This window comes from Streptomyces sp. NPDC111507 (assembly GCF_055638955.1).
Genome location: NZ_JBVKBU010000003.1, coordinates 607,426 through 620,529, shown reverse-complemented (window position 1 = coordinate 620,529; position 13,104 = coordinate 607,426). Strand labels below are relative to the sequence as shown.

General features: G+C 65.8%; 14 protein-coding genes. 6 read left to right on the top strand and 8 right to left on the bottom strand.

Annotated elements, in window-relative coordinates; genetic code table 11:
- Positions 1-59: 59 nt before the first annotated feature.
- Genes ACZ7M2_RS15395 through ACZ7M2_RS15380 form a run of 4 tightly spaced genes read right to left on the bottom strand, consistent with a single transcriptional unit; the run spans position 60 to position 3,356 of the window.
- Entirely contained in the window at positions 60-1,160 is a 1,101-nt protein-coding gene (locus tag ACZ7M2_RS15395) for an MBL fold metallo-hydrolase (protein WP_471595661.1), read from the bottom strand.
- On the bottom strand, positions 1,157-2,011 hold the full coding sequence (locus ACZ7M2_RS15390) for an SDR family NAD(P)-dependent oxidoreductase (protein ID WP_471595660.1): 855 nt from the start codon (positions 2,009-2,011) through the stop codon (positions 1,157-1,159). The genes ACZ7M2_RS15395 and ACZ7M2_RS15390 overlap by 4 nt, the downstream gene beginning before the upstream one ends.
- Positions 2,008-2,808, bottom strand: coding sequence for an MBL fold metallo-hydrolase (locus ACZ7M2_RS15385; protein WP_471595659.1), 801 nt, complete (start codon positions 2,806-2,808; stop codon positions 2,008-2,010). Before ACZ7M2_RS15385 ends, ACZ7M2_RS15390 begins: the two co-directional genes overlap by 4 nt.
- A 5-nt stretch (positions 2,809-2,813) precedes the next feature.
- On the bottom strand, positions 2,814-3,356 hold the full coding sequence (locus ACZ7M2_RS15380) for an ester cyclase (RefSeq protein WP_471595658.1): 543 nt from the start codon (positions 3,354-3,356) through the stop codon (positions 2,814-2,816).
- A gap of 114 nt (positions 3,357-3,470) precedes the next feature.
- Between ACZ7M2_RS15380 and ACZ7M2_RS15375 the strand changes: the two genes are divergently transcribed.
- Positions 3,471-4,133 (top strand): TetR/AcrR family transcriptional regulator C-terminal domain-containing protein, encoded by a 663-nt coding sequence (locus ACZ7M2_RS15375; RefSeq protein WP_471595657.1) that lies wholly within the window; start codon positions 3,471-3,473, stop codon positions 4,131-4,133.
- Positions 4,134-4,314: 181 nt separating this feature from the next.
- Positions 4,315-5,034 carry a TetR/AcrR family transcriptional regulator gene (locus ACZ7M2_RS15370; RefSeq protein ID WP_471595656.1) on the top strand — a complete coding sequence of 240 codons (720 nt, stop codon included), beginning with the start codon at positions 4,315-4,317 and terminating at the stop codon, positions 5,032-5,034.
- Positions 5,035-5,352: 318 nt separating this feature from the next.
- On the opposite strand, the gene ACZ7M2_RS15365 is transcribed toward ACZ7M2_RS15370, so the two are convergent.
- From ACZ7M2_RS15365 to ACZ7M2_RS15350, 4 genes are all read right to left on the bottom strand, one after another.
- Positions 5,353-6,198: a class III extradiol dioxygenase subunit beta gene (locus tag ACZ7M2_RS15365; protein ID WP_471595655.1), complete on the bottom strand. Its 846-nt coding sequence runs from the start codon at positions 6,196-6,198 to the stop codon at positions 5,353-5,355.
- A complete protein-coding gene (locus ACZ7M2_RS15360) occupies positions 6,191-6,541 on the bottom strand; it encodes a protocatechuate 3,4-dioxygenase (protein ID WP_471595654.1) in 351 nt (116 codons plus the stop codon). Before ACZ7M2_RS15360 ends, ACZ7M2_RS15365 begins: the two co-directional genes overlap by 8 nt.
- A gap of 429 nt (positions 6,542-6,970) precedes the next feature.
- Positions 6,971-7,252 (bottom strand): muconolactone Delta-isomerase family protein, encoded by a 282-nt coding sequence (locus ACZ7M2_RS15355; protein WP_471595653.1) that lies wholly within the window; start codon positions 7,250-7,252, stop codon positions 6,971-6,973.
- Between the two features lie 101 nt (positions 7,253-7,353).
- Positions 7,354-8,280: an alpha/beta fold hydrolase gene (locus ACZ7M2_RS15350; RefSeq protein ID WP_471595652.1), complete on the bottom strand. Its 927-nt coding sequence runs from the start codon at positions 8,278-8,280 to the stop codon at positions 7,354-7,356.
- A 247-nt stretch (positions 8,281-8,527) separates the two neighbouring features.
- Between ACZ7M2_RS15350 and ACZ7M2_RS15345 the strand changes: the two genes are divergently transcribed.
- The 4 genes from ACZ7M2_RS15345 to ACZ7M2_RS15330 all read left to right on the top strand — a co-directional run bounded on the left by ACZ7M2_RS15345 (position 8,528) and on the right by ACZ7M2_RS15330 (position 13,104).
- The gene (locus ACZ7M2_RS15345; protein ID WP_471595651.1) at positions 8,528-9,724 is read left to right on the top strand and encodes a Rieske 2Fe-2S domain-containing protein; all 1,197 of its coding nucleotides are present in this window, start codon (positions 8,528-8,530) and stop codon (positions 9,722-9,724) included.
- The gene (locus ACZ7M2_RS15340) at positions 9,721-10,662 is read left to right on the top strand and encodes a PDR/VanB family oxidoreductase (RefSeq protein ID WP_471595650.1); all 942 of its coding nucleotides are present in this window, start codon (positions 9,721-9,723) and stop codon (positions 10,660-10,662) included. Before ACZ7M2_RS15345 ends, ACZ7M2_RS15340 begins: the two co-directional genes overlap by 4 nt.
- Positions 10,663-10,759: 97 nt before the next feature.
- Complete coding sequence (locus ACZ7M2_RS15335) at positions 10,760-11,473, top strand: TetR/AcrR family transcriptional regulator C-terminal domain-containing protein (RefSeq protein ID WP_471595649.1); 714 nt, start codon at positions 10,760-10,762, stop codon at positions 11,471-11,473.
- A gap of 5 nt (positions 11,474-11,478) precedes the next feature.
- The gene (locus ACZ7M2_RS15330) at positions 11,479-13,104 is read left to right on the top strand and encodes an ABC transporter substrate-binding protein (RefSeq protein ID WP_471595648.1); all 1,626 of its coding nucleotides are present in this window, start codon (positions 11,479-11,481) and stop codon (positions 13,102-13,104) included.

The window sequence follows — 13,104 nt, the reverse complement described above, 5'->3', positions numbered from 1 at the left end:
TCCGATGAGTGCCTTGAATGGGTGCAGTGACCTTTCGTGGTGAGCTCTCTGCCGCTGCCCTATCCGTGATTGATTGTGTTGTGGCTGAAGGTTGGACGGGTTCCTGGACTGGCTCGATGAGCGGTTAGTTCGCTGGACGGGAAGAACTGGAGGAAGCGCGAGTCCTGCTGGGCGGGGTCGACGATGGACTTTTCCAGGACGAGCGAGTTGTATTGGTCGGCGGTTGTCTCGATGGTGTTCGCGTTGAGCACGACCTCGTGGCCCCACTGCCGGACGAACGACCGCAGCCCGGGAATCCTGGAGTGTTGGGGAGTGAGACACTCTGCTGCGATTGCGTTCTCACTGGAGGCCCATATGCCAGTGTCGGTGTTCATGACGAGCGTCTGATTGCCGAAGACATGACCGGGTGTCGGTAGAACGGCGAGCCCCGGGCCCAAAAGCGTGGCCCCGTCGATCGGCAGGATTGCGCCGGGCCGTAGGTCGCGAAACTTGTCGGCCTGGTACCAAGGTTTCTGGAGGGGGTGTAGTTGCCTCATCGCGATGAGTTCGTCTCGCTGTACGACGAGCTTGGCGTTGGGGAACAACGGCTTGACCGCTTCACTGGCCCCGAGGTCCGGTTGCGAAGTTGTCGTCCCCACCCAGCGGCGGATGTCCTGGGTGTGGAGGTGGTCGAACAGAAGGTAGTCGACTTCCTCGACACTGATGCCGAGGCGACGTAGATGTCCTTCCACCGAGTCGTACTCCCGCAGCAACATGCGCTGGGCGAAGGCGGGGGTACGACGCGCGAGCTCTGCGAAGTAGGGGGTACTGGCACCGAGTGCGACGTCAGAGGGTTCGAAGAGCAGAGTCCGCTTGCGGCCGTCGCCCTCATGCCACCGGATGACGAGCATGCGGTTGGTGATGGTGAGAAACGGTGCTGGTGTGCGGGTGGCTCGGAAGAGCCCGAACTTGGTCGGGTAGGGCAGCGTCACCAGGTTGCACGTGCGGATCGTCGTGGGGGTTCCCGTGGTGCGGAATTCATTGACGAAGTCGGTCGCGCGGGTCCGGATCCAGTCGAGCTTTGCCCCAGGCCCACCCGGGACGTCGGCCAGGCCGTCGAAGACCGTGATGGCCGCGCCGAGGCCGACGGCGGCAGTCTCAAGGTTGTCGTAGCCGGTCATGCAGTGACCAGTCCGAGAACTCGGCGCACCAGGGCCTCACGCAGCCGGACGGGAAGGAGTCGCATCAGGACGACGTCTTGCACATAGCTGTGATGGATGTCGTAGCGCGGTGCGGGCCGGTCCGTGGTGAGTGCCTTGACCACTGTGTCGACGACCCGTTCGATCTTGATTCCGTGCGCGGCACTCTTCGCCGTCCTGTCCAGGAACCTTTCCAGCGGTGCCTCGTACTCGGCCAGCGACGGTGCCTGCCGCAGCTGGTCCTGGATGTGGCCGGCCATCGGTGTGTTGATCAGGCCCGGTGCGACGACCGCCACGTGGATGTCGAGCGGGGCGAACTCCATTCGCATGGCGGTGGAGAGCGCTTCGACACCGAACTTGCTCGCCGAGTACGCGCCGGTGAATGGCAGAGTCCGACGGCCGCTGGCCGAGCTCATATTGATGACCTTTCCGCCTTGAGCGACAAGAGGCAGGAAGGCGCGAGTGACACTGTGGATGCCGACGAGATTCACTGACAGGACCTTGAGGAATGCGTCTGCGGTCAGGTCCACGAGCGGGCCATTTGTGATGACCCCGGCAATATTGAGGACACCGGCGAGCCGTGTCTCGCCAAGAGCGACGGCCGCTTTCTCGGCCGCTGCCCGCACGTCGTTCTCGTCGCGGACGTCGAACACGAGTGGCGTCATGCCCGAAGGGAATGCCCGTTGGAGAGCAGCCGCCTCTCGATCGTCGAAGGCTCCGCCCAGCACGCAGTAGCCTTCGGAGACCAGCCGCGTGGCGACCGCCCGACCGATGCCGGAGCCGGCGCCCGTGACCAGGACGGCTGCCCTTGGTGAGTGGGTGATCGCTTTCACTGGCGGGGCCTTTCGGTTCTGCCTGCGGCGAGAGCCTCGAAGTGCAACGGGTCGTGAGCCGAGACGATCTGGATGTCGGCCTCTGCGCGTCGGCTGAGCTCGGCCAGGCGCTGGTGGTTGTCTTTGACCCTCGCCCAGTCCATGGCCGCCGCCCGCTCCATGCCTGTCAGCAGGCGCGGGATGGGAGATCCGTCGAGGACGCCGCGGTGGTAGAAGGCATCACCGCAGTGCAGGAGCCATTTGTCTCCACGGTCTACTGCGACACAGGCATGACCGCGGGAATGACCGGGCAGCGATACGAGCGCGATGCCAGGGGCGATGTCCGCCAGCTCCTTGGCCGCTGCGAACCCTTGCCACCGTTCGCCGTCCGGAGAATGCTGGATGATTTTGGGCCCGTGGGCCCACTGCGCCGGCCGGTAGCGCCTCCGCTCCGGGCGTGAGGGTGAGGTGATCGCCCCAAGAACCTCCGCGGACGTGGTGTGAATCTGAGCGTGCGGAAAGTCCGCGATCCCGCCGATGTGGTCGAAGTCGAAGTGGGTGACGACGATGTGACGGACGTCCGTCGCCTTGAACCCGAGGGTTTCGACCTGCCGGAGCGCGGTCTCCTCCTCTGCGAATGCAGGCTTGATCAGCCACCGCATGAACCCGACGCGCTGGGCCGGATCGGCGATGTCGTCCATGCCGTAGCCGGCGTCGACGAGGACGAGGCCGTTGTCGGTCTCGAGTAGGAACACATGAGTGACCATCGGGGCGGTCGGCATTGCCATGCTGCCGCAGTTCAGGTGGTGGATTCTCATGGCCGTCACACCTCGGAGATCGTGTGGACGGCATCGTTCGGCTTGCCCTTCGTCCCCAGTGAGGAGGGCAGGGTGCGCAGGATCCTGAGCATGAGAAGGATGGTGCTGGGCTTCTTGAAGTTCAGGCCACCGATGAGCTGCTTCAGGATGGTGAGGGTGTCGAAGTAGATCCGCTCGCACACGAGGCGATCACCTTCGAAGATGAAGAACGCCATGGTCCGGACCTTGAACTTGTTGCCGGTCGCCGGAACCGCGCCGAAGGGGCCGCGGTGGGTGCCGAGCAGGTAGAACTCGACGACGACCGCGTCGTCGGTGTGCCGAAGGCTGATCATCTCGTGGTGCTGATCAGGGAACGCCACGCGGGTGTCGTGATAGTAGCCGCGCACTTCGGCATCACCGTCGTGGACCACGCCTGTCGGGATCAACTCGTAGCGCGGGTGGGGGAACGTCGAGAGCACGTCATCCCAGACCTGCCGGACCTCGTCCTCGAAGTGGTCCCGCACGATCTTCTCTCGGACCTCGCGCACATCCTTGGTCAATTGCGTCATCTCTGCACTCCGCATCGTCGAAGCGTGCCAACGAGCGGAACCTTATCTCGTAAGGATGGAAGCGCAACCTTATCTGGTAAGGTTTTTTCACTGCGACCGGAAGGACTGTCAGGGATGCCCCGACCCCGCCGCGACCTGAGTCGGCACGAGGTGCTGACGGCCGCTCGTCTGCTGGCAGAGCGTGACGGTGTCGGTGCGCTGACGATGGCCAAGATCGGTAAGGCGGTCGGCGTGGAGTCCATGTCGCTCTACACCCACGTCAAGGGCAAGGACGACATCCTTGACGGCATCGTCGACCTGACCCTGGGGGAACTGGCCGTTCCGGCCCCGACCGGAAACTGGAAGACCGACGCGAGCGCTCTGGCTCGATCGTTCCGGCACCTGGCGACGGCCTACCCCAACACGGCCGCCTTGGTCCTGACTCGATGGCAGAACTCGGCGGCCTACGTGGAATCGGCCGACGCCGTACTGAATATTCTGAGGACTGCCGGTCTCGGCGTGGAAGACGCGGTCCACGCGCTTCGCGCCCTCATCGCCTACATCGTCGGAACGCTGCTCCGAGAGGTGGGGATGGGCCCCACGCTAGGAGCCCCCGACACGCGCCAGGTGGTCACTCAGCGTGATGGACTGGTCTCCGCTCAAGGTGTCCCGCGAGTAGCCGAGGCTGCAACGGAGCTGGCGTCCATCGACCATGAGGCCGAGTTCGAGTTCGGACTACGCCTCCTGCTCAATTCACTCGACGAACTCCTCGGCAACGGCCCGGCGGTGCTGGACTGAGATGGGCGGCCGCTCCGCACGGTGTCGGTGTCCGGCTTCCCGCTCGAATGCCGTCGCGGACCTAGGGTTCGTCGCTGTTCCGCCTTCAGCGGGCTGCTCCTGCGGACCTGTGGGCGGCCCTCGGGCTGGGGCAGCCCGCGACTTTTTTTGGAAAAGACCGGCGGTATGTAGAATGTGAACGGTGACCTTTCAACGTGCCCGCACCGACGAGCAGCGTGGTGAGCGGCGTCGGCAGATCCTGGATACCGCGGCTGCGATGCTCACCGAGATGCCAGTCGCGAAGCTGAGCCTGAACGAACTGAGCCGACGTGCTGGTCTGGCCAAGTCCAATGTGCTGCGCTACTTCGAATCGCGCGAAGCGGTCCTGCTCCACATGCTGGACGTCGAGCTGCAGGAATGGATCGCCGACCTGGAACAGTCGTACGAGCCCGGCAAGGGCTCAGTGCTGGAGCGGGGGGATCAGTTCGCCAGGATCATTGCCGAATCGGTAGCTCCGCGCTCTGTGTTGTGCGACCTGCTCAGCGCCCAGGCTTCGGTCCTGGAGCACAACATCTCCACCGAGGTCTCGATCCGGCACAAGTACGCCACACTACGCGTCATCGAGGCACTGGGGCGCCAAGCGCAGCGGTACTTGCCGGAACTCAGCAAGCAGGACGCCTTCAGGCTGGTGGGGCTGACTTCGCTCACCATCAGTGCCGCATGGCCATACAGTCAGCCATCGGAAGCGCTCCAGGCCGCATACGCTGCCGATCCTGCGCTGGCCGGACTGCAAGTGGAATTCGTTGATGTGGTGCGCCAGGCGCTGGAAGTGGCCATCTCCGGCCTGCTCGCCCGTAATGAGGACGTGCCATTGGGGGCAACGCCGCTCGGCATCGTCCAGCCTCTCCCCGAGCACGACTGAGAAGCTGACCCCGTGCCGATCGGTAGGTTTGCGCAATCGGGCGAGGTTCTGGCCCAGTGGTTGAGCTACGGGCGCCGCGCGATGGCAGGCGCGTTCGGACAGCAAGGCCGGCGAGCATTTCCCGCTGGTTGCCGCCTTCGCACGTACCTGTACCGTCCGGTGCGAGGGATCCAGATCACTGGTCCGTAGGAGCACAGATCCTCACGGCGCAGCACCGCGTCGTAGGTGAGCGCCAGCATCACCCGGTTTCGAACGGCCGGGCGTCCATGATCCAGGCGAGCGAGCGTCTGATCGTCTCCCTTGTGGAGCCATGGTGCGTCAGCTCCGGTTCTCGAACAGCGCCAGCCCGGCCGCCGTGTTGGAGGCGGGTACGTGGTATGCCTCGTGCACGCGACGGATGTCAGGACCGAGGGCTCCGCGCATCACGAGCCACATGATGAGTTCGATGCCCTCGGAGCCGGCCTGCTCGATGTACTCCTCACGGCTGAGCGCCGCGAGCTTGTCCGGGTCGTGCTCGATGGCGTCGAGGAACATGCGGTCGAACTGTTCGTTGATCAAACCGGCGCGCGCACCTGCGAGTTGGTGCGACATGCCGCCGGTGCCGAATACGGCGACCTTGAGGTCTTCGGGGTAGGAGCGCAGGGCGGCGCCGAGTGCGCGGCCCAGGGCGAGGCAGCGTGCGGCGGTCGGCTGCGGGTAGCGGATGACGTTGACCAGGATCGGGATGACCAGGCACGGCCAGGCATCGCCCGGAGCGGGGCAGTACACCGACAGCGGGACGGTCAGGCCGTGGTCGACGTCGAGTTCCTGGTAGACGGTGATGTCGAACGATGCGTTGACGAGGCTCTCGACCAGGTGGTCGGCGACCTCGGGGGTGCCTTTCACTTGAGGGACGGGGCGGCCTCCCCATCCTTCGTCCGCCACGCGGTAGGAGGCCGCGGTGCCGATGGCGAAGGTGGGTGTGGTGCTCAGGCCGACGGCGTTTCCGTGATCGTTGTAGATCACCACCGCGACATCGGGGGTGTGTTCGGCCATCCACTCCCGCGCCGGGGCATACCCGTCGAACAGCGGTTTCCAGTAGGGGGTGTGGGTCTTCGCGTGGTCCATGGCGGCGCCGATGGATGGTACGTGTGAGGTGCCGAGTCCCCAGATGATCTCAGCCAAAGCTCCGTCCTCCTGCTTCCATCGCCTCCGTGAAGGCTTGTGCTGACATCCCGGTGAACACACCGCCGAGTTCCTGCATGGACATGCCGTCGAGCACGGCGAGCTTGAAGACGTAGAAGATCGATCCGCCGAGCTCCAGCATCCGAGTCCAGTCCCTGGACAGGACTGCTTCTCGTTGCTGCAGCGTGAGTCCGTAGGCGTCGCAGCAAGAGGCCTCGTCGGCCTTGAACGTCGCCCTGTTCTCGGCGTGCATGAGCGATTCGCACAGGCGGTTGAGTGCGTAGCCGCGGCGGCTGTCCGCCCCGTCGAAGACGAACGTGCCGTGTACCCGTGGTGCGGGCATCTTGTTCCTTCTTCCTGCTGTTCCCGACAGCTGAGGCCGGGTCGTCAGCGGTCGAAGCCGAGGCTGAGATGGTCCAGCGCCCGCAGCCAGGTCTTGTGGTGTTAGTCCTTCGTGTCCGCGCGGGTGAGGACCACTGGGTGAACACGATGACCTCCGAGGCGATGGGCTCCGGCGCTAAGGGAGGTGGGCGGTGCCGCGCCATGGCATGCCGATTCCTGGATCTGGGCGGCCGGTAGATCGAGCATGACGTCGGCTCCGATCCGGCTTGCCGCCCGCACCCAGCCAGCTGCAATCCGTCGCGTACGCCACCGACCCGCGTGGGCGTGCCGAAGAACGCACTGAACAGGATGTACGTGTTGATCGCCCCGTCCCAGGCGAAGGTGGAACTCACGCACTGCCGCCGCGGGAAGCAGTGTGGTCCCCGGCATGTCAGGGCCGCTTCTCCTGCGGGTGGGTGGCCAGTGCTTCGACGCTGATGTCCATCCAGTTCCACATCGGCAGCGACGTGAGCGCATCGTGGAGCTCGGCGGGATCGGCGGCCTCATACAGACCGACGGTCGCGTTGCGCCCGGGCACCCGCCACAACCGCTTGAGGACGCCGGCCTCGCGCAGCTCCTGTGCCCGTTCGCGCTCGCCTTTGCGCAGGTCTTCGTGCAGGTCGTCTGGGGTGTCGGGCGGCAGCAGGTTTTGTGTACGGACGAGGAATTCCATGGGGTCCGGTCTTCCTGATAGGTGGGGTCGCGGGTGTGGGTCTTGCGGTGACGATCTGCGCTGTCGGGCGCTGAGAAGCCGAGAAGGGGCCGAGCCTCAGCTCAGACCGTTGCGATGTCCTGCAGCAATCCCGCCAGTTCGGAGGGTGCGGTGATCATGGCCTCGTGACCGGTGGACAGGTGGTGCACCGGCCACCCGCGGGCAGCTGCCCGTTCGGCCTGCGGGGTGAACACCCGCATCCACTCGGTGCATTCGATGAAGGTGCCAGGAACCTGGTCGGCGTGCCCGGTGAGTTGCAGCCGCTCGGTGTAGGTGAGCCAGGGGTGCGGGGTGAGGCGCGAGGTCAGCCAGTCGATGTCCGTCTGCTCGGTGACGCCGAGCACTTGGAGGGAGCGCACCGGGATAAGCCAGCCGAAGCCGGGTCCGGCGACGGATTCCCGGTAGTGCCCGGCGACGGTGTCCGGGAGCAAGTCAATCGCGGCCTCACCGTCGTCACCGACGAAGGCGTCGAGGTGCACGCGTGTGGCCAGGCGCTCGGGGATGCGCTCGGCGACCCCGGTGACGACCTGCCCGGCGTAGCTGTGCCCCACCAGGATGATGTCCCGCGCGTCGTGGGCTTCGATCAGCGCGACGACGTCCTGGATGTGCGTGCCGAGGCCGACCTGTGGGGTCAGCAGATGTGCCCGGTCACTCAGGCCGGTGAGCGTGGGGGAGTGGACCTCGTGGCCGGCCGAGCGCAGCAGCGAGCTGACTCGCTGCCATGCCCAACCCCCGTGCCAAGCGCCATGCAGAAGGACGAACGTCGACATTGGCGTGCCTCTCGTTGGATCTGCGCAACTGCGCTGGCGGTACATGCGTTTTGCCAGTTCGGACTCATCCGGACGTGGCTTGACCTCGTAACTGAATGCAGTGAGTGGCAGAAGTGCTGGTGGGCGACGACGGTGGTCGAGCCACGCAATGGAGCCAGCGCGGCTGGCCTCGTGGGCCGCGCATCCGTCGCCCGGGTGCGGCGCGATGTTGCCGCCCATGTGGCCGCAACCTACACGCCGAATGGCGTCCTGGAAAGATGTTGGAACAGTGTTGACAGCACTGGTCCCAACTGTTTCCCTGATGGTCAAGCGCGGCGGCGACAAGGGTTGATCCCTCGCGGACCCCCGTCCCGTCACGCAAATTCAACCCATGCCCTTCGGGCTATAGACGCGTCGAAAATTGACGTTGATGATTTCCTCCGCGCCTGCACGGCACAGAAACATCCACGGACAGGAATTCCTGACGATGAGCCTTCAGCAGCATGAGACGGTCGACGAAGGAACGGCGTACGGGTTCACACCCGGCCGGCCCCTCGAGGAGCTGGCGCGCGTCGGTCGCGGCACCCCGATGGGCGAGGTGCTACGGCGCTACTGGCAGCCGGTCTCGCTCTCCGAGTCCGTGACCACCACACCCCAGACCATCCGTGTCCTCGGTGAGGACCTCGTCGTCTTCCGCACCCGCAGAGGCCGGGTGGGTCTGCTCTACCCTCGCTGCGTGCACCGCGGCGCGTCCCTCCACTACGGAGGAGTGGAGGAGGAAGGCATCCGCTGCTGCTACCACGGCTGGGTGTTCGACACCGAAGGGCGCTGCACCGAGCAGCCGTGTGAGCCGGAGCTGGGCAAGCACCGCGACCGGGTGCGCCAGCCCTGGTACCCCGTCGAGGAGCGGTACGGCATGGTGTGGGCCTACATGGGGCCGCCGGAGCGCAAGCCCGTACTGCCGCGCTACGACGTGTTCGAAAACCTCGAGCCCGGCGAGCAGATCTTCGCCAACGACCAGGGCCTGGGTATCGGCGGCCCGCCGCAGGCCGACTTCAACTGGCTCTCCCACTGGGACAACGTCGCTGACCCGTACCACGTGCCGATCCTGCACGGCCGCTTCAGCGGCAACCAGTTCGTGCCCGAGATGCAGATCATGCCCGATGCGACGTTCGAGTACGTCGACCATGGCGTGCGGACCACCACCACACGCGACCTGCCCGACGGCCGGCGCCTGAGGCGCGTCACCGAGGCCATGTTCCCCAACCTGCGCCTGGTCGCCGACCCCAAGCTGACGTTGGGGCCGGCGAAGCTGCTGGGCTGGGTGCTTCCCGAGGACGACGAGAACTTCAAGATTTTTTCGGTGTTCGTCGCCGAGGACCCGTCCGTGGTCGAGAAGATGCGCAGCACTTTCGGCGGCAAGGTGTGGGGCAGCCTCACCACCGAGGAGCACCGCGACATGCCCGGCGACTACGAGGCTCAGCTCAGTCAGGGAAAGATCGCCCTGCACACCGAGGACCACCTCACCACCACCGACCAGGGCATCACCATGCTGCGCCGCATGATGACCCGTGTCGCGCGCACCGTCGCCGAAGGCGGAAACCCGCCCGGCGTCACGTTCAAGGAAGAGGACGCTCTGGTGACGATCGCCGCCGGCAACTTCATCGAGGGCGAGGTCGCGTGACCACCCGGCACACCGTCCGAGTCAGGGCGCTGAGCTGGGAGGCCGAGGACGTCCTGGCGCTCACCCTGGAAGGCGTCGATGGTGCCCCGCTGCCTGAGTGGGAGCCTGGCGCGCACATCGACCTCACCCTCCCCGGCCTCGGCGCGCGGCAGTACTCGCTGTGCAGCCGCCCCGGTGGAGCACAGTGGCGCCTTGGCGTGCTGCGCGAGGAGCTCGGGCGTGGTGGTTCACGCTGGGTGCACGACAACCTGCGCCCGGGGACTCAGCTGGAGGCGGCGGGACCACGCAACAACTTCGCACTGGTGGAGGCCCCTTCATACCTGTTCATCGCCGGCGGCATCGGCATCACCCCGATCCTTCCGATGCTGGACCGGCTGACGTGGCGCGGCGCCGACTGGCAGCTGCACTACGGTGGGCGTCGCCGTGCTTCCATGGCATTTCTCGGTGAACTCGCCGACTACGGGCAGCGCGTGCACATCGCGCCCCAGGACGAGGTAGGCCTGATCGACCTCGACGCGGCGTTTCAGGCGGCGAGGCATGGCGCGGTCGTGTACTGCTGCGGCCCTGCCGCGCTGCTCGACGCCGTCACCGAACGTGCGGCGACCCAGGGGCTCGACCTGCACATCGAGCGCTTCACGGCGCTGATGGAGGCCGAAGCGGCCCGCTGCGGCGACGGGTTTGAGGTGGAACTGCACCGCTCCGGCTTGACCGTCGATGTCCCCGACGGGACGTCGATCCTGCAAGCGGTGGAAAGCGCGGGGATCCGTCCGCCTACCTCCTGCCTGGAGGGGACCTGCGGCAGTTGCGAGACCAAGGTGCTGGACGGCGCGGTCGATCACCGCGACAGCATCCTGACAGAGCAGGAGCGCCGCGAGAGCAAGACGATGATGATCTGCGTAAGCCGGGCGATCGGGCAGAAGCTCCTTCTCGACCTGTAGGTGGCACAACGGATCGATCCATTGACGGTCCGCAACGGCGAAGCAGCATCATTGGAACATCGTTGACACCAATGATCACAATGAATACGGTGCCGCCATGGCTGCCAAAAGTAACTCTTCGAAGAATGCGCCCTGGTCGATCCGACTTGACCGGGATATGATCCTGGATGCGGCGGACAGGATCGCAGCGAGCGAGGGGACGGCCGGCCTGACGACTCGTCGGCTCGGCGAAGAACTCGGCGTCAATCACACAGCGATCTACCGGCATTTCCGAAACAAGCGGGAAGTGCTGGAAGCGGTGGCGGACCGCCGCCTGGAGAGCTCGGTGACGCCTCAGGCCGGCGCTTCCTGGTCCGCGACGCTCGAAGCACAGTTGCAGCATGCCTTCGACCGCTACCGGGTCCACCCCGACCTGGCGCAACTGATCGCGCTGCGCCCGGGTGCGGGAGAGGCGTCCGCGACGCTCATCGATCGCTCGCTGGAGGCTCTGCAAAAGGCTGGCCTGTCAGTTTCCGACGCGGCAATGTTCCAGCAGGTCATCGAGCTGTACGTCGTGGGTGCCGGGCTGTACACGGCGATCGTGGACCAGGGCGAGAAGGACCACCGCATTCCCTCAACCGATGCGGAGCGCCGCACAGCTGCGGCCATGGACCCGAACCGTTTCCCGCATCTCGTAGAGGCGGCACCCCAGCTCTTTCAAAACCCTGAGGAGGTCTTCGGTCACGGCGTCCGCCTGCTGCTCGACGCAGTGGCACGCCTGGCCCAGGCCCCCGACAACGACCCCACAAGCGACGGTGTACCGGAGGTGTAGCACAGTTGCGAAGAAAGATATCGGCACTCGCAGGCACCACGCTGTCCCTGGCCGTCGTGGCCGGCTGCGCGACTGCCCCTAGCGGCCAGGAGCGAGCCGAACAGGTGGACGTCTCCGCCACCACGTCGGCGTCACGCGGCGAGACGGGCCCGATCACCTGGGCCACCTATCGGCCGGCCAATTCGCTGGATCCCATCACATCGATGGATCTCCCGGAGAACGGCGTCGTCAACACGCTGTGCGAGGGACTGCTGCGCCAAAAGCCCGACCTAAGCATCGCCGCGGGTCTCGCCAAGTCAGCGGACTACGTCGATCCCACCACGCTGGTGCTCAAGCTCCGCTCCGGCGTCCGGTTCTGGGACGGTAAGCCGCTCACCACCGCCGATGTCGTCTTCAGCCTCAACCGCGCCCGCAACCCGAAATCGGGCAGCTGGTACCCCGGGGCTTTCACGCACGTCGCCTCAGTTACGGCCACCGGCCCGCTTGAGGTCACCATCAAGCTGAACTCCGCCGACTACTGGCTGCGCGGCGAACTCGCCTCCATGCCTGGCATCGTGGTGCAGAAGGCGTACGTCACGAAGCATGCCCGTAACTACGGCACGCCCGCAGGCGGCGTCATGTGCACGGGCCCGTTCACCCTGAAGTCGTGGCGGGCCGGCGGTGACATCGTCGTCGACCGCAACAACGCCTACTGGGACGCGGCGCACCGCTCCAAGGTCTCCCGGATCACCTTCAAGTCGATCGCTGACGACACCAGCCTCACCTCCGGCCTGGTCACCGGCGACATCGACGGCACCTACAACCCTGTCCTGTCCACGTACGACCGGCTGTCCCGCACGAGCGGCGTGAGCGTGACCACCGGCCCGGCGACCACCACGGACGCCTTCGTCGTGGCCAACATGAAGGGCGTGCTGGGCGATGTGCGCGTACGCCGCGCCTTGTCGATGGTCCTCGACCGCCAGGGCTACATCAACGCCGTCTATCACGGCCAGGCCGCCGTCCCCCGCACCTCCACCAACCCCGGCACCTGGCAGGCCGGACGCGCCACCTACCTGGCCACCTCGGGCAAGCGACCGCAGCTGAGCACCGGTGACAGTGCCGAGGCACGCCAGCTCATCGCCCAGGCTCACGCACAGGGTGCGACCGTCACCCTCGCCACCAGCACCGCGCTGCCCGTCCTCAACACCCAGGCGACCCTGCTCGCCGAGGCGGCCGATGACCTCGGCCTGAAGGTCAAGATCAAGAGTTTCTCGCCCGACTCGTACAACACCCTGTTCATGGACCCCAAGATGCGGGCCGGCATCGACATCATGGGTACTGCCAACAACCCGGACTTCGCCGATCCTGGTCCCTATCTGAACTCCTATGCGACTCCGGGCGGCGTGCAGAACTACTCGGGCTGGCAGAACAAGGACGTCACCCAGTTGCTGAACAAGGCACGGGCCACAGCTGACCCCGACGAGCGCGCCCGGTTGACGGCTCGGGCCGATGCCCTCGTCACCGACCAGCTTCCGTGGATTCCCATCGCCAACACCTACGAGGTCCTCTACACCTCGAACCGCATCACCGGGGCGCCCGCGTCGTTCGCGTTCATGGGCAACCCCTGGGCCGGCAACATCGGAGCAAAGTGA

What these genes read in the sequence shown, in the direction of transcription:
- ACZ7M2_RS15395 (WP_471595661.1), bottom strand. Translation starts at nt 1,160, where the DNA reads ATGACCGGCTACGACAACCTTGAGACTGCCGCCGTCGGCCTCGGCGCG.
- ACZ7M2_RS15385 (WP_471595659.1), bottom strand. Translation starts at nt 2,808, where the DNA reads ATGAGAATCCACCACCTGAACTGCGGCAGCATGGCAATGCCGACCGCC.
- ACZ7M2_RS15380 (WP_471595658.1), bottom strand. Translation starts at nt 3,356, where the DNA reads ATGACGCAATTGACCAAGGATGTGCGCGAGGTCCGAGAGAAGATCGTG.
- ACZ7M2_RS15375 (WP_471595657.1), top strand. Translation starts at nt 3,471, where the DNA reads ATGCCCCGACCCCGCCGCGACCTGAGTCGGCACGAGGTGCTGACGGCC.
- ACZ7M2_RS15360 (WP_471595654.1), bottom strand. Translation starts at nt 6,541, where the DNA reads ATGCCCGCACCACGGGTACACGGCACGTTCGTCTTCGACGGGGCGGAC.
- ACZ7M2_RS15355 (WP_471595653.1), bottom strand. Translation starts at nt 7,252, where the DNA reads ATGGAATTCCTCGTCCGTACACAAAACCTGCTGCCGCCCGACACCCCA.
- ACZ7M2_RS15350 (WP_471595652.1), bottom strand. Translation starts at nt 8,280, where the DNA reads ATGGGCGGCAACATCGCGCCGCACCCGGGCGACGGATGCGCGGCCCAC.
- ACZ7M2_RS15345 (WP_471595651.1), top strand. Translation starts at nt 8,528, where the DNA reads ATGAGCCTTCAGCAGCATGAGACGGTCGACGAAGGAACGGCGTACGGG.
- ACZ7M2_RS15335 (WP_471595649.1), top strand. Translation starts at nt 10,760, where the DNA reads ATGGCTGCCAAAAGTAACTCTTCGAAGAATGCGCCCTGGTCGATCCGA.